Annotated in this window: 23 protein-coding genes and 1 tRNA gene; 3 read left to right on the top strand and 21 right to left on the bottom strand. The window is 65.3% G+C overall.

The genetic code is table 11. From position 1 onward, the window contains the following. Window positions 1–20 precede the first annotated feature (20 nt). Complete coding sequence (locus ABD654_RS11385) at window positions 21–722, top strand: glutathione S-transferase N-terminal domain-containing protein (RefSeq protein WP_344705003.1); 702 nt, start codon at window positions 21–23, stop codon at window positions 720–722. Here the strand turns inward: ABD654_RS11385 and der are convergent. The 14 genes from der to trmJ form a co-directional block, all read right to left on the bottom strand. After that, window positions 719–2,122 carry a ribosome biogenesis GTPase Der gene (der, locus tag ABD654_RS11380; RefSeq protein ID WP_344705001.1) on the bottom strand — a complete coding sequence of 468 codons (1,404 nt, stop codon included), beginning with the start codon at window positions 2,120–2,122 and terminating at the stop codon, window positions 719–721. The genes ABD654_RS11385 and der overlap by 4 nt on opposite strands. Continuing rightward, window positions 2,119–3,297: an outer membrane protein assembly factor BamB gene (gene bamB, locus ABD654_RS11375; RefSeq protein WP_344705000.1), complete on the bottom strand. Its 1,179-nt coding sequence runs from the start codon at window positions 3,295–3,297 to the stop codon at window positions 2,119–2,121. Before bamB ends, der begins: the two co-directional genes overlap by 4 nt. After that, window positions 3,294–4,010, bottom strand: a complete 717-nt coding sequence (locus ABD654_RS11370; protein ID WP_344704999.1) for a YfgM family protein — start codon at window positions 4,008–4,010, stop codon at window positions 3,294–3,296. The genes bamB and ABD654_RS11370 overlap by 4 nt, the downstream gene beginning before the upstream one ends. A gap of 72 nt (window positions 4,011–4,082) precedes the next feature. After that, entirely contained in the window at window positions 4,083–5,402 is a 1,320-nt protein-coding gene (gene hisS / locus ABD654_RS11365) for a histidine--tRNA ligase (RefSeq protein ID WP_344704998.1), read from the bottom strand. A gap of 31 nt (window positions 5,403–5,433) precedes the next feature. Beyond that, on the bottom strand, window positions 5,434–6,549 hold the full coding sequence (gene ispG, locus ABD654_RS11360; RefSeq protein ID WP_344704997.1) for a flavodoxin-dependent (E)-4-hydroxy-3-methylbut-2-enyl-diphosphate synthase: 1,116 nt from the start codon (window positions 6,547–6,549) through the stop codon (window positions 5,434–5,436). Window positions 6,550–6,557: 8 nt separating this feature from the next. Beyond that, window positions 6,558–7,511: a RodZ domain-containing protein gene (locus ABD654_RS11355; RefSeq protein WP_344704996.1), complete on the bottom strand. Its 954-nt coding sequence runs from the start codon at window positions 7,509–7,511 to the stop codon at window positions 6,558–6,560. A 28-nt stretch (window positions 7,512–7,539) separates the two neighbouring features. After that, the gene (pilW, locus tag ABD654_RS11350; RefSeq protein ID WP_344704995.1) at window positions 7,540–8,286 is read right to left on the bottom strand and encodes a type IV pilus biogenesis/stability protein PilW; all 747 of its coding nucleotides are present in this window, start codon (window positions 8,284–8,286) and stop codon (window positions 7,540–7,542) included. A gap of 108 nt (window positions 8,287–8,394) precedes the next feature. Continuing rightward, the gene (rlmN, locus tag ABD654_RS11345; protein WP_344704994.1) at window positions 8,395–9,579 is read right to left on the bottom strand and encodes a dual-specificity RNA methyltransferase RlmN; all 1,185 of its coding nucleotides are present in this window, start codon (window positions 9,577–9,579) and stop codon (window positions 8,395–8,397) included. Between the two features lie 79 nt (window positions 9,580–9,658). Further along, window positions 9,659–10,084, bottom strand: a complete 426-nt coding sequence (ndk, locus tag ABD654_RS11340; RefSeq protein WP_344704993.1) for a nucleoside-diphosphate kinase — start codon at window positions 10,082–10,084, stop codon at window positions 9,659–9,661. 173 nt (window positions 10,085–10,257) lie between these two features. Continuing rightward, window positions 10,258–10,584, bottom strand: a complete 327-nt coding sequence (locus ABD654_RS11335; protein WP_344704992.1) for a HesB/IscA family protein — start codon at window positions 10,582–10,584, stop codon at window positions 10,258–10,260. Between the two features lie 67 nt (window positions 10,585–10,651). Beyond that, window positions 10,652–11,815 carry an aminotransferase class V-fold PLP-dependent enzyme gene (locus ABD654_RS11330; RefSeq protein WP_344704991.1) on the bottom strand — a complete coding sequence of 388 codons (1,164 nt, stop codon included), beginning with the start codon at window positions 11,813–11,815 and terminating at the stop codon, window positions 10,652–10,654. A 38-nt stretch (window positions 11,816–11,853) separates the two neighbouring features. Further along, window positions 11,854–12,321: an Rrf2 family transcriptional regulator gene (locus ABD654_RS11325; protein ID WP_344704990.1), complete on the bottom strand. Its 468-nt coding sequence runs from the start codon at window positions 12,319–12,321 to the stop codon at window positions 11,854–11,856. Window positions 12,322–12,412: 91 nt separating this feature from the next. Further along, window positions 12,413–13,294: a serine O-acetyltransferase gene (gene cysE / locus ABD654_RS11320; protein ID WP_344704989.1), complete on the bottom strand. Its 882-nt coding sequence runs from the start codon at window positions 13,292–13,294 to the stop codon at window positions 12,413–12,415. A gap of 77 nt (window positions 13,295–13,371) precedes the next feature. Further along, window positions 13,372–14,121: a tRNA (cytosine(32)/uridine(32)-2'-O)-methyltransferase TrmJ gene (gene trmJ, locus ABD654_RS11315; protein WP_344704988.1), complete on the bottom strand. Its 750-nt coding sequence runs from the start codon at window positions 14,119–14,121 to the stop codon at window positions 13,372–13,374. Between the two features lie 229 nt (window positions 14,122–14,350). On the opposite strand from trmJ, the gene ABD654_RS11310 reads away from it, so the two are divergent. Then, window positions 14,351–15,145, top strand: a complete 795-nt coding sequence (locus tag ABD654_RS11310) for an inositol monophosphatase family protein (RefSeq protein ID WP_344704987.1) — start codon at window positions 14,351–14,353, stop codon at window positions 15,143–15,145. A 106-nt stretch (window positions 15,146–15,251) separates the two neighbouring features. Here ABD654_RS11310 and secF read toward each other — a convergent pair whose 3' ends face one another. The 5 genes from secF to queA form a co-directional block, all read right to left on the bottom strand. Further along, window positions 15,252–16,178, bottom strand: coding sequence for a protein translocase subunit SecF (gene secF / locus ABD654_RS11305; RefSeq protein WP_344704986.1), 927 nt, complete (start codon window positions 16,176–16,178; stop codon window positions 15,252–15,254). Between the two features lie 34 nt (window positions 16,179–16,212). Continuing rightward, window positions 16,213–18,066 (bottom strand): protein translocase subunit SecD, encoded by a 1,854-nt coding sequence (gene secD, locus ABD654_RS11300; protein ID WP_344704985.1) that lies wholly within the window; start codon window positions 18,064–18,066, stop codon window positions 16,213–16,215. A gap of 126 nt (window positions 18,067–18,192) precedes the next feature. Further along, window positions 18,193–18,525 (bottom strand): preprotein translocase subunit YajC, encoded by a 333-nt coding sequence (gene yajC, locus ABD654_RS11295; protein ID WP_344704984.1) that lies wholly within the window; start codon window positions 18,523–18,525, stop codon window positions 18,193–18,195. A gap of 98 nt (window positions 18,526–18,623) precedes the next feature. Beyond that, window positions 18,624–19,742 (bottom strand): tRNA guanosine(34) transglycosylase Tgt, encoded by a 1,119-nt coding sequence (gene tgt, locus ABD654_RS11290; RefSeq protein ID WP_344704983.1) that lies wholly within the window; start codon window positions 19,740–19,742, stop codon window positions 18,624–18,626. Between the two features lie 68 nt (window positions 19,743–19,810). Then, window positions 19,811–20,851 (bottom strand): tRNA preQ1(34) S-adenosylmethionine ribosyltransferase-isomerase QueA, encoded by a 1,041-nt coding sequence (gene queA / locus ABD654_RS11285; protein WP_344704982.1) that lies wholly within the window; start codon window positions 20,849–20,851, stop codon window positions 19,811–19,813. A gap of 133 nt (window positions 20,852–20,984) precedes the next feature. On the opposite strand from queA, the gene ABD654_RS11280 reads away from it, so the two are divergent. Then, a tRNA-Leu gene (locus ABD654_RS11280) sits at window positions 20,985–21,069 on the top strand. A gap of 138 nt (window positions 21,070–21,207) precedes the next feature. Here ABD654_RS11280 and ABD654_RS11275 read toward each other — a convergent pair. Both ABD654_RS11275 and ABD654_RS11270 read right to left on the bottom strand, forming a co-directional pair. Next, window positions 21,208–22,065 carry a MurR/RpiR family transcriptional regulator gene (locus ABD654_RS11275; RefSeq protein WP_344704981.1) on the bottom strand — a complete coding sequence of 286 codons (858 nt, stop codon included), beginning with the start codon at window positions 22,063–22,065 and terminating at the stop codon, window positions 21,208–21,210. Between the two features lie 16 nt (window positions 22,066–22,081). Further along, window positions 22,082–23,824, bottom strand: coding sequence for a putative bifunctional diguanylate cyclase/phosphodiesterase (locus ABD654_RS11270; RefSeq protein ID WP_344704980.1), 1,743 nt, complete (start codon window positions 23,822–23,824; stop codon window positions 22,082–22,084). Window positions 23,825–23,856: the final 32 nt, after the last annotated feature.

Here is a 23,856-nt window from a genome sequence, read left to right as displayed (position 1 = left end):
ACCGAACCACAGGAGGCCGTATGGCCCGGCTACTCTATGAACTCTGCGGTATCGAAGACGCGCTGCGTTTTTCGCCTTTTTGCTGGCGAATTCGCTATGCGCTGGCGCACAAGGGGCTTGAGGCCGAGACGCGGCCCTGGCGCTTTACCGAAAAAGAGGCGCTGGCCTTTGCCCGCCACGACAAGGTGCCGGTGCTGGTTGACGGCGATGAAGTCGTCACCGATAGCTACAACATCATGCGCTATCTGGATCATCACTACCCCGAAGCGCCGCTGCTGGGGGAGGGCATGGCCGAGACGCGGGCGCGTTTTTTCAACCACTACGCGGAGCGTACCCTGGCCCCGGCCATTCTGCGCATCATCATGAAAGACCTGCTCTGTGCGATCCATCCCGCTGACCGCGCCTACTTCCGCAGGAATCGGGAAAAGCGCCTTGGCTGCACGCTGGAAGCGTTTCACGCCCCGGCCCAGGGGCTTGACCAGCTGAATGCCGCGCTGGAGCCCCTCCGAGGCCAGCTAAAGACCTCGCCTTTTCTCGACGGGCAGGCCCCTGCCGGTGCCGACTATCTGCTGTTTGGCCACTTTATGTGGGCGCGCTGCGCTTCAAACGCTGACCTGCTCGCAGAGAGCGACCCGGTCCACGATTGGCATGCGCGCATGCTGGACCTGCACGGCGGGCTGGGGCGCAACGCACGGCGTATCCGCGATGTCGGGGCCGTTTAGCGGCGGCTTTTGCGCGCCTCTTTGCTGCGGTTGAGCTCGCGCTTTTTGGCCTTGTGCTTGTCGCTTGAGCCGGCCAGCGGATCGTAGGGGTTATCGCCTGAGCGGAACTCAAAGCGCATGGGCGTGCCGCGCACTTTCAATACCTTGCGGAAAGTGTTGGTCAGGTAGCGGCGGTAGGCCTCGGGCAGCGCGCCGGTCTGGTTGCCGTGGACCACGATGATCGGCGGGTTGGCTCCGCCCTGGTGGGCCATGCGCAGTTTGATGCGCCGGCCGTGCACCATGGGCGGGGCGTGCTGGCTGACCGCATCCTGCAAAAGCGTGGTCAGCCGCTTGGTCGACCAGTGGGCGTTGGCCGCTTCAAAGGCGCGCTCGATGGAGGGATACAGATCCCCCACGGCGGTGCCGTGCAGCGCGGAAATAAAGTGCAGCTCGGCGTAGTCGGCAAAGCCCAGCCGGCGCTTGATTTCGGCGCGCATCTTGTCTTTGGCCTCGCTTTCCAGCCCGTCCCACTTGTTCACCGCCAGCACCAGCGCGCGGCCGGTGGTGAGCACGTAGTCGAGCAGGTGCAGGTCCTGCTCGACAAGGCCGGTGCGGGCGTCGAGCACCATCACCGCGACGTGGCATTCCTTGATGGCATCGAGGGTTTTGATGATCGAAAACTTCTCGGCGGTTTCGCGCACGTTCTTGCGCCGGCGCACGCCGGCGGTATCCACCAGCACATAGGGCTTGCCGCGCCGCTCAAAGGGAATCTCGATGGCGTCCCGGGTGGTGCCGGCCTCGTCAAATACCACCACGCGGTCTTCGCCCAAAAGGCGGTTGACCAGGGTCGACTTGCCCACGTTGGGCCGGCCGATCACGCCGATGCGAATGCCCTTGGTGCCGGTATCGGCGGGAATGGAGTCGTCGCGCTCGGGAAACGGCTCCAGCACATGGTCGATAAGCGTTGATACGTTACGCCCGTGGGCGGCGGCAATCGGATGCGGATCGCCAAGGCCCAGCGTCCAGAAGTCGGCCATGGCCGAGTGCTCTTCCAGGCCGTCGGTTTTGTTGACCACAAGCCAGGTCTTTTTCTGGTTGACCCGCAGATGGTTGGCGATGGCCTCGTCGGCAACGTTGAGCCCGGCGCGGCCGTCCACCATGAACAGCACAATGTCCGCCTCGTCGATGGCGGCCAGCGACTGCTCGGCCATGGCCGCGTCGATGCCGTGCTCGTCACCGCTGATGCCGCCGGTGTCGATGATCGTGTAGGCTTTATCGCCGAGCATGCCGTTGCCGTACTTGCGATCCCGGGTGAGCCCGGGAAAGTCGGCCACCAGCGCATCGCGGCTGCGGGTCAGGCGGTTGAACAGGGTGGATTTGCCGACGTTGGGGCGGCCGACTAGCGCAATAACCGGTGTCATGGTGAAACGTCCAGAGTTTCCAGGGTGCCGTCGTTGGCGAGCACGTGAACGGTGCTGCCCTCGGTGACGGGAGTGACGGTGATGCCGGAGCGGTCAACGCGGGTGCGCCCGACCAGTTCGCCCCGGGGCGCGTCGAGCAGATGCAGATAGCCTTCAAAATCGCCCACGACCAGACGCCCGTCGGCAAAGGCCGGTGCGGTCAGCCAGCGGCCTTTCAGCGCCTTGTTTTCCCAGCGGGTATCGCCGTTTTGGGCATCAAGGGCGAGCACGCGGCTGTCGTCGGTGACCACGAACAGATAATCCCCTACCAGCAGCGGGGCGTGCCGGCTGGAAAGCCGGCGTTCCCACATCAGTTTGCCGCGGGTGGCCTCAAGCGCCATCAGGCGCCCGTTGTAGCTGGTGACGTAGAGCCGGCCGTCCGGCGTCAAAAGCGGCTGGCCGGTGAGATCCACCAGCCGGTCCACCTCGGTGCGGCCCCGGGGAATGGCCACCTGCTGCTGCCACAGCGGCTGGCCCGAGCGGTTGTCCAGGGTGACCAGCCGGCCGTTGGCAAAGCCGGCAAAGGTGACCGGGTTAATCGCCCGGGGGGTGGCGGTGCCGCGCAGGGTCAGCGACGGCAGATTGCTTTCATAGGTCCAGCGGGTGTCGCCGCTATCGCGGTCCAGCGCGGTAATCCGGCCGTCGGTGCTTTGTACGATCAGCAGGTCGCGGTTGGCCTGGGGGGCGGCCAGCACTTCGCTGGACACCCGGGCGCGCCACTGCTCGCTGCCGTCGCTTTGGTCCAGCGCGATGACGTCACCGTTTTTGCTGCCCAGATACACGCGGCCGTCCACGGCGGAAAGCCCGCTGGAAACGGCGCTTTCCAGCGTGACTTCCCAGACGCGCTCGCCGGAGTCGGCGTTCAGCGCGACCACCAGCCCTTCGGCGTCGGCGGCGAACAGCTGCTTGCCGTCCCGGGCCGGGGTCAGCGGATAGCGCGCCCGCCCCAGGCCGTCGCCGATGCCGGTGTCCCAGCGGGTGTCGAGGCGGGTGGTGGCGTCGATGTCGGTGAGCGCCTGCGGCGTATACAGCGGCTCGCCCTGGCTTGCGCAGCCGGCCAGCAGGGCGACGGCAGCGGCGCCAAGGCCCAGGCGCCGGGCAGAAAACCGCCGGCGGGGAGAAGAAGTCGCGATCATGGCGTGGCCTCACGTTGGCCCGAAGGAGCAGGCGTGCGGACGCTGGCGGCGAGATCGTCGGTGCCCAGGTCGTCGAGCTTTAGCGCCAGTCCGTAAAGCGGGCGGTCCTGTTCGTCGGTCAGCGCCTGTGCCTGCTGCCAGGCGCTGCGGGCGTTGTCCTCACGGCCGAGCTTGAACCAGGCATCGCCGCGCACGTTATGGCGCTGTGCGGCGAGCGGGTCGACGACGCTGTCGTCCAGCCGGTCAAGCGCCTGTTGCGCCTCGCCGGAGGCAACGTCCAGGCGTGCCAGGCGCAGCCGGGCGAGGCTTTGCACGTAGCGCCGCGGGGAGTTTTCCTGCGCCTGCTCCAGCGAGGCGCGCGCGCCTTCCAGATCGCCCTGCTGCACCGCCAGGCGGGCGTCGATCAGCAGGGCAAGCTCGGCGTAGAGCGAGCCGCCGTGGCTGTCGACAAGCGCAGCGGCGGTGCTGCGGGCGCCGGCCAGCGCCTGCTCGTCGGCCGAGTCGGCGCCGGCTTGGGTGGCGGTCTCCGCGACCAGCTGCTGATAGCGCAGGGACGCGGCTTCGGCCTGGCCGTTTTGATAGTTCTGCCAGGCCTGAAAGCCGAATACGCCGGCCCCGGCCAGTACCAGGCCTGCGATCAGCGAGGTGCCGTTTTCTTTCCACCAGCGCTTGATCGCTGCAATCTGTTCTTCTTCGGTTTTCAGCTCCGCCACGGGCGGCCTCCTTGAAACGGTTGGTGCCGGTCACGCAGTGCCGGACAGCACTCGGCCGATCAGGGCAGTGGGTTAGCGCGTATGCCGGGCGTGTCCCAGCAGCGCGGCAAGGGCGTCGGCCAGCTCATGCTGGGGCAGACGCTGCTGCTCGCGGTCGTCGCGCAGAAATTTAAGCGTCGCTGCCTGGTCGGCGCATTCGTCCTCGCCCAGCAGCAAAGCCAGCGCCGCGCCGCTTTTGTCGGCCTTTTTCATTCGGCTTTTAAAGCTGCCGCCGCCGCAGTGCAGCGTCAGCGAAAGCTCGGGCAGGGCGTCGCGCAGCTGCTCGGCCAGCGCCAGCGCCTGGGGTGTGGCGCTGTCGTCCAGCGGCAACAGGTACACCTCAGCGCCGAAACGCGCCTCGGCGGGAATCAAATCAAGGGTTTCCAGCAGCAAAATCAGCCGCTCAATGCCCATGGCAAAGCCTACCGCCGGGGTGGGCTTGCCGCCCAGCTGCTCGACCAGGCCGTCGTAGCGCCCGCCGGCACATACCGTGCCCTGGCTGCCCAGCGCCTCGGTGGTCCATTCAAACACCGTGCGCGAATAGTAATCCAGCCCGCGTACCAGCCACGGATTGATGACGTAGTGGATCCCTGCCGCGTCGAGCAAGGCTTGCAAACGCGCAAAGTGCTCACGCGAGGCGTCGTCGAGATGATCAATCAGCTGCGGCGCGCCGGCAATGACCTCTGCCATGGCCGGATTCTTGGAATCCAGAATGCGCAGCGGGTTGGTCGTCAGGCGGCGTTTGGCGTCGTCGTCCAGGACCTCGGCGTGCTGCTCGAAGTAGGCCACCAGAGTATCGCGGTAGGCCGCGCGGGCCTCGCTTGAGCCCAGCGAGTTGAGCTCCAGGGTGACGTGCTCGGCAAGTCCCAGCTCCTGCCACAGCCGGGCCGAGAGCAAAATCACCTCGGCGTCGATGTCCGGGCCGTCAAAGCCGTAGGTTTCCACGCCCACCTGATGGAACTGGCGGTAGCGGCCCTTTTGCGGGCGCTCGTGGCGAAACATCGGCCCCTGGTACCACAGCCGCTGGGTCTGGTTGTGCAAAAGGCCGTGCTGCATGGCTGCGCGCACGCAGCTGGCGGTGCCTTCCGGGCGCAGGGTGAGGCTGTCGCCGTTGCGGTCGTCGAAGGTGTACATTTCCTTTTCGACGATGTCGGTGACCTCGCCGATGGAGCGGGCAAACAGCGCGGTCTGCTCGACGATGGGCGTGCGAATTTCGGCAAAGCCGTAGCGCGCCATGAGGCTGCGCACCTTGGCTTCAAAAAACTGCCAGCAGGGGCTTTCTGCGGGCAGCAAATCGTTCATGCCGCGAATCGCCTGGATCTTTTTAGCGCTGGGGGCTGCAGACTGGCTCAATGAAAACTCCTTGTGTATCGCGCACGCCGGCTTACACGCTGCGGGCGATGGTATCTTTTTCGCGCTTTTGTTTTTCGCGCACCTTGTCGCGGATCAGCCGCTCCAGATCGTCGACCAGATGGTCGTTGCGCAGCTTTTGCGCCGGCTTGCCGTCGATATACAGCAGGTTGGCAGGGCTGCCGCCGGTCAGCCCCAGATCGCTTTCCTTGGCTTCCCCGGGGCCGTTGACGATGCAGCCGATAATCGACACGTCCAGCGGCGTCATCACGTCGTCAAGGCGCTCTTCGAGCTGGTTCATGGTGTCGATCACGTCGAAATTCTGCCGCGAGCAGCTGGGGCAGGCAACAAAATTGATGCCCTTGGAGCGCAGCTTGAGGCTTTTGAGCATGTCAAAGCCGACCTTGACCTCTTCCACCGGATCGGCGGCCAGCGACACGCGAACGGTGTCGCCGATGCCGTCCATCAGCAGCATGCCAAGCCCGATGGAGGATTTGACCGTGCCCGAGCGCAGCCCGCCGGCTTCGGTAATGCCCAGGTGCAGCGGCTGCTCGATGCGTGCGGCCAGATCGCGGTAGGCGGCCACGGCCATGAACACGTCGCTGGCCTTGACGCTGACCTTGAATTCCTGAAAGTCGAGCCGGTCAAGATGGTCGATGTGGCGCAGGGCGGATTCCACCAGCGCCTCCGGCGTGGGCTCGCCGTACTTGCGCTGCAGGGACTTTTCCAGCGAGCCGGCGTTGACGCCGATGCGCATGGGAATGCCGCGATCACGGGCGGCACTGACCACCGCGCGCACGCGGTCTTCGCGGCCGATGTTGCCGGGGTTGATGCGCAAGCAGTCAACCCCCAGCTCGGCGACGCGCAGCGCGATTTTATGGTCGAAATGGATGTCGGCCACCAGCGGCACGTTGACCGCCTGGCGGATGCGGCCGAAGGCCTCGGCGGCGTCCATGCTGGGCACCGAGACGCGCACGATGTCGGCGCCGGCGGTTTCCAGCTGGCGCACCTGGCCCACGGTGGCCTCGACGTCGAGCGTGTCGGTATTGGTCATGCTCTGCACGGAAATCGGCGCGTTGCCGCCGACCGGCACATGGCCTACGTGAATCTGGCGCGAAACGCGGCGCTGAATAGGGGACGGGGCGTGCATACGGCGGGTCACTCTCCCAGGGTGAAGCGGGCAACGTTGTTGGCGCCGGCCTGCGCGGCAAGGTCAACGACCTTGCCCTGATAGCGCAGCTCGACGCCGGTGGCGTTGCCGATGGTTAAACGAAACGGCGGCTGACCTTCAACGCGCGCCTCGGTGCCGGGCTGTTGCAAACCGACAAATACGCGCTGATCGCGGGCATCGAAAATTTCCGTCCACGATTGCTGGTTAAACGTCAGTGCCAGGGTGTTGGCGTCGGCGGCGCTTTCGGCTTCGCGCGTTGCAGACGCTGCGGCGTCTGCAACGCGGGCCGCGGCGGTCAGCGCGGCGTCTGTTGGGGCGGCCGGCGCGGCCACGGCGGTGCGCTCCGGTGCGTCGGCGGCCGCTGAGGCGCTGTCAGTGGCGGCCTTTGCGCCGGGATCCGGCGTGTCGTCGGGCAAAGGATCAGGCAGCTCGCCTGCAGCGTCGGTCGTCGGTGGCGTATCGGTCGTCGTTGGGGCATTGGCCGGGCTTGTGGCACTGTCTTCCAGCGCCGGCGGGGCGCTGCCGCCGCGGCTTTGCCACCAGGTCACGGTGACGCCGATCAGCCCGGCAATGACCAAAAGCGTGACCAGCTTGAACAAAAGCCCGCCCAGCTTTGAAGGCGGCCGCGTGACCGATACCGGCTTGATCACGCGTTCGCTGTCGGGGGTGCCGTGACGGGCGCGGTAGGCGTCCAGCACGGGCGTTTCGTCCATGCCCAGATAGCGGGCGTAGGTGCGCAGATAGCCGCGGCGATAGGTGGCGATGGGAATTTCAGCGTAGTCATCCTGCTCCAGCCCTGAAACCACGGCCGGGCGCAGGTGCAGGGCGTTGGCGGCCTCCTCAAGGGAAAGCGCCTGGCGCTGGCGCTCACAGCGCAGCAGCTGGCCGGGAGAGGTGCCGGGCTGGTCGTCAGCGTATTCGGCGTTATGTGTGTCGCTCATGGCTGAGCATCCTTCATCAAAGCGGTGATCAGGGCGCCTCGCCGGTGCCGTCCAGCCGGCGGCGATAGCGCTCGGCAAGCCGGGTGTCGCCGCGCTCCCGGGCCAGCTCGACGGCCATTTCCAGCGCTTTTTGCGTTGGCCGGCCGAGCTGCAAAAAGCGCTGCAGCGCCGACCATGCGCGGTCGTGATGGCCCTGGCTGAATTCCAGCCGGGCCAGCAGCCAGTGGCTGCGCGCCTGACGCGGGTTGATCTCGCCGGCGCGTATGAAGCTGTCTCGTGCGCGCTGTATCTGATCCAGGGCGGCATAGCACTGCCCGAGGTTGGTAAAAAGCCGGGCCCGGTGTGCGTATTTGGTGTCCTGGGCGGCGATTTTCAGCTGCTCGCAGGCGCGCTGATACTGCCCTTGCTGATAAAGAAAGGCAGCGTAGTTGTTGCGTGCCCGGGTAAAGTCGGCGTCGGCCTCAAGGGCCTGCTGGAACTGCCGGGCGGCCAGATCGTCCTCGCCCTGGCGCTGGTAGACCAGCGCCAGCGCCTGCAGCGTTTCGGGGCTGTCAGGATTGAGCTGTTCGGCGCGATCCAGGGCGTTAAGCGCCCGCTGCAGATTGTTTTGCTCCAGGTAGGCAAGGCCTAGCCGGGTATAGGCGCTGCCGGCATCCGGGCGCTTGGAAGAGGAAAGCGAAGAAGACGTCGCGCATCCGGTCAGCCATAGCGCGGTGCAAAAAACGAGCACCGCAGGGGCATGGCAAAGACAGGGCAGCTGACGGCGGCAAAACATCGCTATCCTCATGAAAGTGATGTGCAGCGGCGTGATGACACCCGGCGACGGGCGGCGCTTGAAAGCGCATTCATCAAAGCGCTGTGGCCGGCACAAGTCAAGACGACGCTAGTGGGCATCAAGCTGTATGGACTGAATATAGCGGGCCTGGCGCTTGGTGCGGTCCTTGACCCGGCCCACCAGCTGGCCGCAGGCGGCGTCGATGTCGTCGCCGCGCGCCATGCGCATCGGCGCGGTGTAGCCCAGCTCGTCGAGCCAGCGCTGAAAGCGCATGCACTGGTTGCGCGAGGGCGTCTCGTAGCCTGAATGGGGAAACGGGTTGAACGGAATCAGGTTGATCTTGCACGGCAGGCCTTCAAGCACGGCGGCCAGCTCGCGGGCGTGGTGCTGCTGGTCGTTGACGCCGGCGATCAGGGTATATTCGACGGTGATCTGGCGGTTTTCCGGGCTCTTGTCCAGATAGCGCCGGCAGGCGTCGAGCAGCGTGGCGATGTTGTACTTGCGGTTGAGCGGCACCAGCTCGTTGCGCAGCTCGTCGTTGGCGGCGTGCAGCGAGATCGCAAGGCTTACGTCGATGTCGTCGCTGAGCCTGTCAATCTTGGGCACCACGCCCGAGGTGGAAAGCGTCACCCGGCGCTTGGACAGCCCGTAGCCGTTGTCTTCAAGCATCAGCTGCATGGCCGGGACGACGTTGTCGTAGTTGAGCAGCGGCTCGCCCATGCCCATCATGACCACGTTGGTCACCGGGCGCTGGCGGCTGTCGCGCTGCGGGGCCTCGCTATGCGAAGCGACCCACACCTGGCCGATGATCTCGGCGGCGGTGAGGTTGCGCTGAAAGCCCTGCTTGCCGGTGGAGCAAAAGCTGCAGTCCAGCGAGCAGCCCACCTGTGAGGATACGCAAAGCGTGCGCCGCTTGCCGTTGTCCGCGGGAATCAGCACGGTTTCCACGTAGCTGCCGTCTTCGACTTCCAGCACCCACTTGCGCGTGCCGTCCTGGGAGGTGCCTTCGTAGACCACCGACGGGCCGCGCACTTCGGCCAGGCGTGCAAGTTTTTCGCGCAGCGCACGGGACAGGTTGGTCATCGCGTCGAAGTCGTCGCAGCCTTCGTGGTGCATCCACTTCATCAGCTGGGCGGCGCGAAACTTCTTTTCGCCGATGGAGAGAAAAAACGCCTCCAGCTGCGCGCGAGGCATGCCCAGCAGGTTGATCCGTTCGGGCGACTGGCCCGGGGCGGCAGACGTCGCGTGGGTAGCAGGAATGGAACAAGCGTTTTGCGAAGCGGCAGTGGTCATGGCGGTCAGCGTCGGAAAAAAGGCGGGAGCGTAGCTCCCGCGAAAAGGACCGGCAACGGATAGGGCGGCCCGGCCGCGTTTAGCGCGGGCAGATTTCGTCGTTGCCAAAGAAGTAGGCGATTTCACGCTCGGCGGACTCGACGGAGTCGGAGCCGTGAACGGCGTTAGCGTCGATGGTTTCGGCGAAGTCGGCGCGGATGGTGCCGGCTTCGGCATCCTTGGGGTTGGTCGCGCCCATCAGATCACGGTTTTTGGCGATGGCGTCTTCGCCTTCCAGCACCTGGACGACCACCGGGCCGGAGGTCATGAAATCCACCAGGGCACCAAAGAAGGGGCGCTCTTTGTGCTCGGCGTAAAAGCCGCCGGCGTTTTCTTCAGAAAGCCGGATCATTTTGGCGGCGACGACCTTGAGGCCGGCTTTTTCAAAGCGCGAAATGATCTCACCGATGGCATTTTTGGCAACAGCGTCGGGCTTGATGATGGACAGCGTGCGTTCGTTCGCCATGTCGACAAATCTCCTGATAGGGCGTGACACGCCGGGGTGTCCGCCAAGCTAGTGTTTCAACACGATGCCGCGCAAAGCGGCAGGGAAAAAGCACCGCCGCCGGTACGGCAATGCCGGGCCGGCGGCGGGGTGGCGCGATTATAGCGCTTCATCCCGGCTGTGAATACTGCCCGCTATACGGTAAAGCTTTCGCCGCAGCCGCACTCGTCGGCGACGTTGGGGTTGTTGAAGCGAAAGTAGCGGTTGAGCCCTTCGTTGACGTAGTCCACTTCGCTGCCGTCAAGCATGTCCAGCGCCTCCGGGGCGACGAACACCTGGGCGCCGTGATCCTCGAAGTGGGCGTCGTCCGGGGCGGCTTCGTCGGCAAAGTTGAGCACGTAGCTGTAGCCGGAGCATCCCGAAGGCTTGACCGATACGCGCAGGCCAAGACCTGCGCCGCGCTCGGCAAGCACGTGCTGAATCTGCTCGGCGGCGGCGGGGGTGATGCTAAGCGTGGCCATGGCGGACCTCCTGTTTGAAGCCGTCGTCTGTAAAGTGCGTTAGGGCCTGCGTGGCGGCGGTGAAAGGCTACCTCCGCAGGCCGGTAATGGCGTGCTGCAATACGCCCACGGCGTGGTCGACTTCGGCCTCGGTGGTAAAGCGGCCGAAGCTAAAGCGCAGCGAAGCCAGCGCCAGCCGGCGCGGCACGCCCACGCCCAGCAGCACGTAGGACGGGTCGACGCTTGCTGAGTTGCACGCCGAGCCGGTGGAGACCGCCACGTCGCGCAGCGCCATCAGCAGCGATTCGCCGTCCACGCCGCCAAAGGCGACGTTGATGATGTTGGGCAGGCTCGCCTCGCTCGGCGCATTGCGATGAACGTCCCCCAGTTGGGCAAGCCCGCCGAGAAAACGTTCGGCCAGCGCGGTAATGTGGGCCTGATCGGCCTCGCCTTCCCGGTGCGTCAGGGCAAAGGCCTCGCCCATGCCGGCAATCTGATGGGTGGGCAGCGTGCCTGAGCGCATGCCGCGCTCGTGACCGCCGCCGTGAATCAGCGCCTCCACGCGGATGTCCGGATGGCGCTTGACGTAGAGCGCGCCCACGCCCTTGGGGCCGTAGGCCTTGTGCGCGGAAAGCGACATCAAATCAATGCCCTGGGCGGCCACGTCCAGCGGTACGCGGCCGATGGCCTGGGCGGCGTCGGTATGAAAGGCCGCGCCGAACGCGTGGGCGACGTCGGCCAGCGCGGCGATGTCGTTGACGCTGCCAAGCTCGTTGTTCACCGCCATCAGCGATACCAGCGCGGTGTCGTCGCGCATGGCGCCGCGCAGCTGTTCGGGGGTGATGCGCCCGTCCGCGCCGGGGGTCAGCCAGGTCACTGCAAAGCCTTCGCTTTCCAGCGCGGCGGCGGTGTCTACCACGGCCTTGTGCTCGATGATCGAGGTCACCAGGTGCATGCCGCGCGCGCGGTTGGCGCGCATAAAGCCGGTCAGCGCGAGGTTGTCGGCCTCGGTGGCACCGCTGGTCCAGACGATTTCGCGCGGGTCGGCGTGTATGGCGTCGGCCACCTGGCGGCGCGCCTGCTCCACGGCCTGTTCGGCCTGCCAGCCCAGCATATGGCTGCGCGAGGCGGGGTTGGCGTAGAGCTGATCAGCCGTCAGGTAGCGCTGCATGACGGCGGCCACGCGATCGTCCACCGGGGTGGTGGCAGCGTAGTCAAGGTAAACGGGCAGCGCGGGTGTGGTATGCGTCATGGCGTTGGTATCAAATCAGGCAGCGTAAAAGGAGAGCGCTAGGGCGAAGAGGCCAGGATGTCGGCGTCCGGGCGGCCCTGCTGGCGCACGGCAACCCGCTGTACATCGGGGCGCTGGCGCAGCTGTTCAAGCGTGACGGCGTCGAGAAAGTGGCGTATCTGCCCGGACAGCTCGCACCACAGGTGGTGAGTCAAACACGTCTGGCCCTGCTGGCAGTCGGAAAGCCCCTGGCAACGCCTGGCGTCGACGGTTTCGTCTACCGCATCGACAATGGTGGAGACGCTGATGGCCGCCGGCGCCCGTGCCAGCAGATAGCCGCCGCCGGGGCCGCGTACGCTTTTTACCAGCCCCGCGCGGCGCAGCCGGGCAAAAAGCTGCTCCAGATAGGACAGCGAAATGCTCTGGCGCCGGGCAATGTCGCCAAGGTTGACCGGCGTGGCGTCGGCGTTGATCGCCAGATCCAGCATGGCGGTGACGGCATAGCGCCCCTTGGTGGTTAAGCGCATAGGGTGGTCAAACGCATGGCAAGCCCCCGGCGCTCGGCTGAGCGCGTTGATGCAAAGGTGCGCCCATTATGGGAAAGCCTGAGCGCGGCGGTCAACCTTTCTCCGAGCCGCCCTCGGCCGCCGCGTCGTCCGGCGTCTTCGGCGCGCGGGGTGAATCGTCCCGGCCGGCGGCGTGGCGGGCGCAGTCTCCAGCGGCTTCGCCCAGCACGTCGGCGAAGTCTTCATCGCGCAGCTCAGGCAGCTCGCCTTTGCGGTAGCTGGCGTCCAGCCGGGTAAGCGTTGCGCACATTTTTTCGATGCGCTCGTCCACTGCGTGCATGTGGTCCAGCATGGCCTGCATGGAGCGCGCCACCGGGTCGGGCATGTCCTGGCTGACGCCGTAGGCGTCAAAGCCGAATTTCTGGCGTATGGCTTCGCGCCGATCGGGGTCGATGTCCAGGGACTGCTCTGTGTCGGGCTCGGCGCGCTTGACGATCTTGCCGGGAATGCCCACCACGGTGGCGCCTTCGGGAACGTCTTTGGTGACCACGGCGTTGGAGCCGACCTTGACGCCGGCCTCAAGGGTGAGCGGGCCGAGTATCTTGGCCCCGGCGCCGACGATGACGCCGTTGCCAAGCGTCGGGTGGCGCTTGCCCTTGTGCCAGCTGGTGCCGCCCAGGGTGACGCCGTGATACAGGGTCACGTCGTCGCCGATCAGCGCGGTCTCGCCGATCACCACGCCCATGCCGTGATCGATGAAAAAGCGCCGGCCGATGGTGGCGCCGGGATGAATCTCGATGCCGGTGAGAAAGCGGGCGAACGTCGACAGCGTGCGCGCCAGCCACTTGGCACCGCGGTTCCACAGCCAGTGGTGAAAGCGGTGCATCAGCAGGGCGTGCAGGCCGGGGTAGTTGGTCAGCACTTCAAAAAAATTGCGTGCGGCCGGATCGCGGGTAAACACGCTGTTAATGTCTTCGCGCAGGCGTTTAAACATGCGGCCTTTCCTTCAGTGGGTGGGGCATCCGGCGACGCGCGCCGAAGGGCTAACACTGGCGGCGCCGGCGGCCGGATTCAAGAGCGCGGCGGCCGGCTGGCCTTGTCGGTGGCCGTCAGGATGCCGCGCAGGATGTTGATTTCCAGCGGTTCGAGGCGGGCGCGCAGATAGAGCCGGCGCAGGCGCGCCATGAGCTGGCGCGGCTTGTCGGGATCGTGAAAGCCAACGGCCGTCAGCGTCTGCTCCAGATGAGCAAAATAGCGCTCCAGATCGGCGTGGGTGGCAAGCCCCGCATCATCGGCACTGCCGTCATCCGCCGGCGTGGCCTGCCGTTCCAGCCAGGCCGTGCGGCACTCGTAGGCCACCACCTGCACCGCCGCGGCGAGGTTCAGCGAGCTGAAGTCGGGGTTGGTGGGGATGTGCACGTGGGCATGGCAGCGCTGCAGCTCGTCGTTGGTCAGCCCGCTGTCTTCGCGGCCAAAGACCAGTGCTACCCGGGCGTTTGGCTGCCGGGTTTCCTCGGGCAGGCGCGCGGCCAGCGCTCGCGGCGAGAGCATGGGCCAGGGCAGGGTGCGGCTGCGGGCGCTGGCGCCGACGACAAAGGTGCAGTCGGCCACGGCGTCGTCCAGCGTCGGGCTTATCCGGGCGCTGTGCAGCAGATGATCGGCGCCGGAGGCCCGGGAGATGCTGTCCTGGTGGATGACGCTGCTGCGCGGGGCGACCAGCGCTAGATCATCAAGCCCCATGTTGTGCATGGCGCGGGCCACGCCGCCGATGTTGCCGGCGTGGCTGGTGCCGATAAGGACGGTGCGAAGGCGCGTGAGCATAGCAGGACTCAACGGTTGGGTCATATAACAAAGGGGCGCTATTCTAGCACGCCTGCGTGGTACCCGGGCACGGGCTCTGCTAGAATCGCCGCCCAGCGCGGCATCGCCTGCCGCGACGCGCTCCTGGCAGCGATACGGCCTGCGCGCCGGGCCGCCGTACTTTTCACGCCGCTGCCGACCCCGTTCTTTAACAGTTCTGTTCTTCACCTTTTCGTCACAAGGTTTGCCCATGAATCCGATGGTTCAGTTCACGCTGCGCGCCACGCGCAAAGCCGCTGATCAATTTTTACGCATCCGCGAGCGCATTGAAAACGCCCACGATGAAACCAACCTCGAACTGCTGCTGGCTGACACGGCCGCCAAGGCCGAGGCCATTATTGTCCAGCAGCTGGCGCGCGGCTATCCGCAGCACGGCGTAGCCGGGCGCTTTACCTCGCACCGCGCCGGTGAAGGGGAAGGGCAAGACGTTGTCTGGCACATCGAGCCGATGCACGGCTACTCAAGCCTTGCGGTTGCCGGTGCGGACTTCGCCATCTCGGCGGTATGCCGGGTGAAGGGCCGCCCGGAGCATGCCGTGATCGTCTGCCCCTTTGCCGACGATGAATACCTCGCCACCCGCGGCGGCGGCGCCCAGCACAACGGCAAGCGCATGCGAGTAAGCCGGGCCAGCGCGGTGGCCGGTACGCGCATGGCGCTGAGCCTGCCGCCGTCCTGGCTGCGCCGCCGCCATCTGCCCGCCTACTTGACCGTTACCCAGCAGCTGGGTCCGGGCGTTGAGGCGCTGACGGCCTCGGCCAGCGGCCTTTTGGATATTTGCGAAGTGGCGACCGGTCGAGTGGATAGCGCCTTTGTGATGGGGCTGGAAGAACAGGATATGTATGCCGGCACGCTGCTGCTGAAAGAAGCCGGCGCGCTTATCGGCACCCCGGACGGCCAGCCGGCGATTAAGCCCGAAGGCCTGCTGATGGCCGCCGGCCCGCGGCTTTACAAGGCGCTGGTCAAGCAGCTCACGCCGCACTTCTAGACGCTGGCCGCCTCTGTCTAGGCGCTCGCCACGTTGCGTCGCCCCGCAAAAAAGCCCCTGTCGAATCTCTCGGCAGGGGCTTTTGCATGGGGACGTTTGCAGCGGCCTAGGGCAGCTCTTCTTCCTCTTCGTTTTGGGGTTTTTGCGGCGCAATCAGATCCTCGCGGCTGAGCTTGAGCGGAATCAGCAGCGCGCCGGAAATGTAGATCGAGGAGAACGTGCCCACCACGATGCCGATTAACAGCGCAACGGCGAAGTTTTCGATCATGTCGCCGCCCAGAAACAGCAGCGCCAGCAGCACCAGCAGCGTGGTGCCCGAGGTGGCCAGCGTCCGCGACAGCGTCGCGTTGATCGCTTCGTTGAAGATCTGCGCCATGTCGGTGATTTGCGAGGTGCGGATGGTCTCGCGAATGCGGTCGTAGACCACGATGGTGTCGTTTAGCGAATAGCCGATCACCGCAAGAATGGCCGCCAGTACGGTAAGATCGAACTCCAGGCCGAACAGCGCAAAGATCCCCACCACGATGATGACATCGTGCAGCAGGGCAAACAGCGCGCCCAGGGCAAACTTGTACTGAAAGCGAAACGCCACGTAGAGCATCACCACGCCCAGCGCTACCAGCATGCCAAGGCCGCTCTGGTCGCGCAGCTGATCGCCCACCTGGGCGCCGACGAACTCCGCACGCACCAGGTCGACGCTGGCGCCGCTGTCGCGCAGCAGCGTGACGACCTCGTTACCCACGTCGGCATCGAAGGCCTGCTGCAGCCGAATCAGCACCTCGGTGGAGGCGCCGAAGGTCTGCACGGCGACGTCCTGGAAACCGCTTTGTTCGAGTATCTGGCGAATGGCATCGAGCGCCGGGGCGCTTTGATAGCGCACCTCGATCAGCGTGCCGCCGGTAAAGTCCAGCCCCAGGTTGAGCTGCTGGACGAACAGCGCGCCAATCGACACCAGCAGCAAAATGCCGGAGAAGAGAAACGCCCAGCGGCGCCGTCCCATGAAGTCGATTTGCCGGTTTGTCAGGGATTTCATTGCTACCTCTTGAAGTCTGTGCCGTACGCCGAGATTAGATCCAGAGCTTTTTCACCGGCTTGCCGCCATAGGTCAGGTTGACCATGGCGCGCGATACCAGCAGCGCGGTGAACATGGAGCTCAAAATGCCGATGGACAGCGTCACGGCAAAGCCCTTGACCGGCCCGGTGCCGATGGAGAACAGAATCACCGCCACCAGCAGCGTGGTGATGTTGGCATCGACGATGGAGGTGAAGGCCCGTTCGTAGCCGGCGTGGATCGCCTGCTGGGCGGACAGCCCATGGTGCAGCTCTTCGCGGATGCGCTCGAATATCAGCACGTTGGCATCGACCGCCATGCCCAGCGTGAGCACGATACCGGCAATGCCCGGCAGCGTAAGCGTGGCCCCCAGAAGCGACATGACCGCCACCAAAAGCGTCAGGTTGAACGCCAGGGCGATGTTGGCAAAAAGGCCAAACAGCTTGTAGCGCAGCAGCATGAAGGCCACCACCAGCAACAGGCCGATCTGTACCGAGAGCAGTCCGCGCTCGACGTTTTTCTGCCCCAGGCTGGGGCCGATGGTGCGCTCCTGAGCGAAATAGATAGGCGCGGCCAGCGAGCCCGAGCGCAGCAGCAGGGCAAGCTCGGATGCCTCCGAGGAAGAGTCCAGCCCGGTAATGCGAAAGCTGTTGCCAAAGGCGCTCTGGATCGTTGCCAGGCTGATGATGCCGCGCTCGACGTAGGGGTCGCGAACCGTTTTGGTCTCCCCGGTTTCCGGATCGGTGACTTCGCGGTCTGCGCTTTTGTGCTCGATATACACCACCGCCATGTTGCGGCCGATGTTGGACCGGGTGGCACGGTTCATCAGCGTGCCGCCGGTGCCGTCGAGGTTGATGCTGACCTGGGGGCCGCCGTTTTCATCGAAGCTCTGGCTGGCGCTGGAGACGCTGTCGCCGGTGATGATCACATCGCGCAGCACCGTGGCATCGCGCCCGGGCGAGTTGCGAAAGGCGATGGTCTCGGTCTCGCGGTCCGGGGTATCCGGCCGCGCTTCCAGGCGAAACTCCAGGTTGGCCGTGGCGCCGACAATGCGCTTGGCTTCGGTTGTGTCCTGTACGCCGGGCAGCTCCACCACGATGCGGTTGGGGCCCTGGCGCTGCACCTTGGGTTCGGCCACGCCCAGCTCGTTGACGCGGTTGCGCAGCGTCGTGAGGTTCTGGTTGATGGCGTAGTCCTGGATCTCGTTGACCTTGGCGTCGGTGAGCGTCATGGCAAGGGTCGCGCCGCGGCCGTCGCCTTCGCTTTGGTAGTCAAAGTCGGGAAATTCCCGGCGGATCAGCCGGCGGGCGTCGTCGCGGTCTTCGGCGCTGGCAAACTCAAGCGACAGCGAGCGGCCGCTGATTTCGGTGTTGCGATAGCGGATACGCTCGTCGCGCAACAGCTCACGCATGGCGCTGGCGTTGACTTCGAGCCGCTGGGAAAGTGCGGCGTCCATGTCGACTTCGAGCAGAAAGTGAACGCCTCCGCGCAGGTCAAGACCCAGCGTCATCGGCGAGGCGTTGAACGCCTTGAGCCAGCCCGGCGTGGCCTCGGCCAGATTGAGCGCGACGGTGACCTCGTCATCCAGGGTGTCGCCGATGAGCTCTTTGGCGCGCAGCTGGTCGTCGGCGTGGTTCAGCCGCAGCAGCCACTGGCCGTTTTGCCGTTCGGTGCGCTTGACGGCGATATCGTTGTTTTGCAGGACGTCGGTGACGCGCTCAAGCTGGCGCTCGCTGAGCGGGCGATCGCCTTGCGTGCTGATCTGAACGGCGGGATCTTGAGGAAACAGGTTGGGAAGCGAGTAAATCAGCCCGGCCAGCAAAACGGCCACAATGAGCAGATACTTCCACAGCGGGTAACGGTTGAGCATGTAAGCCCTGCCTTGAATATCGAACGGAACGCTGCGCACTGCCGGGCAGTGCGCAGCAAGGCGTGCCATCGTTCACCGTGGCATCCCTGCCGGTGTAGCGGCGGCGTCCGGCAGGGCTGTGTCAGATCAGATGGACTTGATGGTGCCCTTGGGCAGTACCGCGGCAACGGCGCTTTTCTGTACGTTGACCGTGGTGCCGTCGGCAATGTCCATGCTCAAAAACTCGTCGCTGACCTTGGTGATGCGCCCGACCAAACCGCCGCCGATGACGATTTCGTCCCCTTTTTCCAGGTTGGCGATCAGCTGTTTGTGCTGCTTGGCGCGCTTGGCCTGGGGGCGCCACAGCAGAAAGTAGAAAATGACCACAAAGCCGACCAGCATGACGATCTGGGCGATGCCGCCGCCGGCAGCGCCGCCGGCCTCCTGGGCGTGGGCTTGAGAAATGAGAAGATCGAGCATTCAAAGCACTCCTGGGTTGACGAGAAATAAGCGTCTAGTGGGCCTGAAACAGGCAGATGGAACCATGATGCAAAACCGACGCGTGGGCCTGGCAGCGGCTATTGCGGCGCAGGCGGCACGGGCAGGCCACGCCTGGCATAGAATGTCTCCACGAAGGGCGTCAATGTACCCGCTTCAATTGCCGCGCGCAAATCCGCCATCAGGCGCTGATAATGGCGCAAATTGTGGATGGTATTGAGCATCGAGCCGAGCATTTCGTTGCAGCGATAAAGATGGTGCAGATAGGCCCGGGTGAAGTGCCGGCAGGTATAGCAGTCGCAGCCGTCTTCCAGCGGCCCGGTATCAAAGCGGTGCACGGCGTTGCGGATCTTGACGGTGCCCTCGGCGGCAAACAGATGGCCGTTGCGCGCGTTGCGCGTGGGCATCACGCAGTCGAACATGTCCACGCCCCGGCGCACGCCTTCCACCAGGTCCTCGGGCTTGCCCACGCCCATCAAATAGCGCGGCGTGTCGTCGGGCATCCATTCGGGCAGGTAGTCGAGCACCTTGAGCATCTCGTCTTTGGGCTCGCCCACGGACAGCCCGCCAATGGCCAGGCCGTCAAAGCCGATGTCCAAAAGCCCCTGGAGCGAGCGCTTGCGCAAATCGTCATACATGCCGCCCTGGATGATGCCAAAAAGCGCCGAGGGCGAATCGCCGTGGGCGTCCCGGGAGCGCTGGGCCCAGCGCAGGGAGCGCTCCATGGAGCGCTCGGCCTCGGCGTGGGTGGCGGGGTAGGGCGTGCATTCGTCAAAGATCATCACCACGTCAGAGCCCAGCGAGCGCTGTACGGCCATGGACTCTTCCGGCCCCATGAACACCTTGGCGCCGTCGACCGGCGAGCGGAAATGTACGCCTTCTTCGGTGATCTTGCGCATCTTGCCCAGGGAAAACACCTGAAAGCCGCCGGAGTCGGTGAGAATCGGCCTGTCCCACTGGGCGAAGTCGTGCAGATCGCCGTGGGCTTCGATCACCTCAACCCCCGGGCGCAGCCACAGGTGGAAGGTGTTGCCTAAAATAATCTCAGCGCCGATCTCTTTGACCGATTCCGGCGTCATGCCCTTGACCGTGCCGTAGGTGCCCACCGGCATGAACGCCGGGGTCTCCACCGTGCCGCGGGGAAAATGCAGCCGGCCGCGGCGGGCGCGGCCGTCTTCGGACAGACGCTCGAAACGCATGAAACATTCGCTTCGCTTGTTGGGGTTTTGCATGTCAGAAAGCTCGCAGAAAAACGGACGAAAGGGCGCTACCGGGCGGCGTGGCGGGTCAGGAGCATGGCGTCGCCGTAGCTGAAAAAGGCGTAGCGCTCGGCCACCGCCGTGCGGTAGGCGGCCAGGGTGTTGTCGTGGCCGATAAACGCCGAGACCAGCATCAGAAGCGTGGACTCCGGCAGGTGAAAGTTGGTAATCAGCGCGTCCACGCAGCGCCACTCGTAGCCCGGGTAGATGAAGATATCGGTATCGCCGCGGTAGGGGGCAACTTCACCGGCGGGGGCCTGGCGGCTGGCGGTTTCCAGGCAGCGCACCGCCGTGGTGCCCACGGCAATCACGCGCCGGCCGGCGGCGCGGGCGGCGCGCACCTTGTCGCAGGCCGTCTCGTCCACTTCAAGCCACTCGCTGTGCATGTGGTGGTCGCGGATGTCGTCGGCGCGCACCGGCTGGAAGGTGCCGGCGCCCACGTGCAGGGTGACAAAGGCGCTGTCCACGCCTTTCGCGGCCAGCGCGTCGAGCAGCGGGCGGTCAAAGTGCAGCCCGGCGGTGGGGGCGGCCACCGCGCCGTCCCGGCGGGCGTAGACGGTCTGGTAGCGCTCGCGGTCGGTAAGCTCGTCGTCCCGGGTGATGTAAGGCGGCAGCGGCATGTGGCCGTGGCGCTCAAGCAGCTCGATCATCGGCGTTTCACCCACAAAGCGCAGCTCAAACAGCGCGTCCTGGCGGCCCTCCACCACGGCGCGCACGTCGCCTTCAAAAATAAGCTCGGTGCCGGGCTTGGGCGACTTGCTCGAACGCAGGTGGGCAAGCCCGCGGTGGGCGTCCAGCGGGCGCTCCAGCAGCATTTCCACCCGCCCGCCGCTGGCCTTGCGGCCGTGCAGCCGGGCGGGGATTACCCGGGTGTCGTTGAACACCAGCAAATCGCCCGGCTCCAAAAGCTCCAGCAGCTCGGGGAAGCGACGATGGGCAAGCGCGCCGCGATCATCGGCGCACAGCAGGCGGCAGTCGCTGCGCTGTTCTGACGGGTAGCGGGCAATCAGCTCGTCGGGGAGCTCGTAGGTAAAGTCGGCACGCTGCATGGCAAGGCTCGTGTAGAGTCCGGGTAACGCCCGGGACGGGATAAAATCGGGCGCACAGGATAGCGTGTCACGCCAATAAAGTCAGGCGTTACGATTGACGCAGAAAGCGGACGGCGTATAATCATCGCCTGTTGCCGGTGTGGCGGAATGGGTAGACGCAGTGGATTCAAAATCCGCCGCCTTCGGGCGTGCCGGTTCGAGTCCGGCCACCGGCACCAGCCATGCAAGACGGAACATCGCGGTCAACACCGCACCTGTTGTTGTTGCAAATACTGTTGCAAAAAGGGCCTGACGCACGCGTCAGGCCCTTTTTGCGTTCGGCGTTTGCCTGGCGCGGCGATCCTTGCGCTATTTGCCTAGCGCTTTTCCACCGGAAAGCGGGTGTCGCGCAGGCTGTCCTTGATTTTTTTCAGATGGGGCAAAAACACCTCGCCCCGGCGCAGGGTGACGCCGGTGGCCAGGGTATCCACCAGCGCCAGCTGGATCATCCGCGAGGTCATGGGCATGTAGTGGTCGGTGTCTTCGGGGGTGTCGACTTCCAGCACGGCGCTGCATTCGTGCGTCAGCGGTGAGCCCGGCGCGGTGATGCCCAGCACCACGGCGCCGGCTTCCCGGGCGACCCGGGCAATGTCCACCAGCTCCCGGGTGCGCCCGGTGTAGGAAATGACCACGACCACATCGCCGGTGTGGCAGGCGGCGGCGACCATGCGCTGCATGAGGATGTCGACGTAGGCCATCACCGGCAGATTGAAGCGAAAAAACTTGTGCTGGGCGTCCTGGGCCACCGCGCCTGAGGCCCCCAGCCCGAAAAAATGAATCTGCTTGGCTTGGGTCAAAAAGTCCACCATGCGCTCCACGGCGGCCGTGTCAATGGCCTGGCGCGCCTCGTCCAGCGCGGCGATGGTGGCGCCGAAGATCTTGCTGGTGTATTGGCGGGCGCCGTCGCCGGGCTCTACCGTGCGGGTGACGTAGGGCGTGCCGCCGGCCAGGCTCTGTGCGAGCTTGATCTTGAAATCCGGGTACCCCTTGGCGTCAAAGTTGCGGCAAAAGCGGTTGACCGTGGGCTCGCTGACCCCGGCCGCCTGGGCCAGGCTTGCGATGCTCAGGCTGGTGGCGGCGGCCGGATCGTCGAGAATCACGCAGGCAACCTTGCGCTCGGAGCGGTTGAGGTCTTCCAGGCGCTGGCGCAGGCGGTCAAGCAGATCGTGGGCCATTGGGCTCTCCGTGGCATCAGGCGGGGCGCGCTGCCCCTGCGTGGCGGGTACAAAACGCGGCAAAGTCGCCGGCAGGCAGCGGATACGAGTAGAAATATCCCTGCATGATTTCACAGCCGATACGGTGCAGGTAGTCGGCCTGGGCCGAGGTTTCGATGCCTTCGGCCACCACGTTGCAGCCGACCCCGTGGGCCAGCTGGGTAATGGTATGGGCCAGCTGGCGGTCAACGGCGCTGTGTTCCAGGTCCATGACAAAGGCGCGGTCGATCTTGAGCGTGGACAGCGGCAGGGTCTTTAAGTAGGCAAGCGAGGAATGCCCGGTGCCGAAATCGTCCACGGCGATGGCAATGCCGGCGGCGTGAAGGCGATCAAGCTGCTGGCGGGCGTTGTGAAGGTCGTTCATCAGGCCCGACTCGGTGACCTCAAGCCCCAGATGCGCCCGCTCAACGCCGTGGCGTTGAATCTGGCCGAGCAGCGTATCGGCAAAGTCGCGGCGGTTTAGCTGGCGCGCGGAGACGTTAACGGCAATGTTGAATTCCGGGGTCATCCATAAGGCGTCTTGCCATTGGGCAATATGCCAAAGCGCCTGCTCGATGACCCAGCTGCCGATGGCAAAAATATCGCCGCTGGCTTCGGCCAGCGGAATAAAAAGGCCCGGCGAGACGCGGCCAAGCTGGGGGTGATGCCAGCGCAGCAGCGCCTCAGCGCCGACGACGCGGCCGTGGTGCGCGCCGATCTTGGGCTGAAAGGCCAGCGATAGTTCGCCGCGCTCGGCTGCGCCGCGCAGCGCGCGCTGTACGCTCAGGCGCTGGCGCTGCTGGTCTTCCAGCGCCTGGGTGTAGCGCTGTATGCGCACGCCTTGTTTTTGGGGAAGAGCGAGGGCGGCCATCTGGACCTGGCGGTCCGGGGCAAAGCGCTCGTCGGCCTCGCTGATGCCGATGCGCGCATCGACGCTGAGCAGCAGGTCATCCACGGCGATGTCGTGGTCGACGGTGTCCAGCAGCGCCCGGGCGGTGTCGTAGAGCGCATCAATAGAGGCGTCCGGGACGATGACCAGAAATTCGCTGCCGCCCCACAGGCCAAGCCGGGCGGTGGCGTCCAGGGTTTCGCCCAGCGCTGTGCCCAGCCGGCGCAGCAGGCGCTCGGCAACGCCGTAGCCGTGCAGGCGGATGACGTCTTCGATGCCGTCCACGGCAATAAACAAAAGGCCGGCACGGGGAGCATCCGTGGCGGTATCGCGCAAAGCCTGGGTGAGCCCGCGGCGGTTGGCCAGCCGGGTGATGGGGTCGGTGCGCGACTGGCGGTTGAGCTCCTGGGTTCGCCGGGCAACCATCTGTTCAAGCGTGGTGGCCTGCTGGTCGCGAATGACGAAGCGCTCTTCTACGTCGAGAATGTTGCGTATGCGCTGGAGCACTTCATCGTGTTTGAACGGCTTGGTGAGAAAGTCGCGCACGCCCATGCCCAGCGCCCGGTGGCGGGTGGCGTCGTCTACCTGGGCGGTGAGCACGATAATCGGCGGGGCGTGCTGGCCGAAGTGTTCGCGCAGCTGCTCGATGACGCCGTAGCCGTCCAGATGCGGCATGCGCAGATCAAGCAGCAGCAGATCCGGACACTGGGTCTGGCAGTAGCGCAGCACCTCGCGGGGGTCACTCAAGCCGTGGGCCTGAGCAAAACCGTGATCTTCAAGCAGATCCAGCATCATTTCCACGTTGACAGGGTTGTCGTCGACAACCAGAAGGTGTTTGGCGGCTAGCGGCATGGTGTTTGTCCTGTCAGCTGGGCGTGCATAGC

This window comes from Halomonas cibimaris, assembly GCF_039537045.1.
Taxonomy (GTDB): domain Bacteria; phylum Pseudomonadota; class Gammaproteobacteria; order Pseudomonadales; family Halomonadaceae; genus Vreelandella; species Vreelandella cibimaris.
This window is presented reverse-complemented; position numbering and strand designations above follow the sequence as displayed.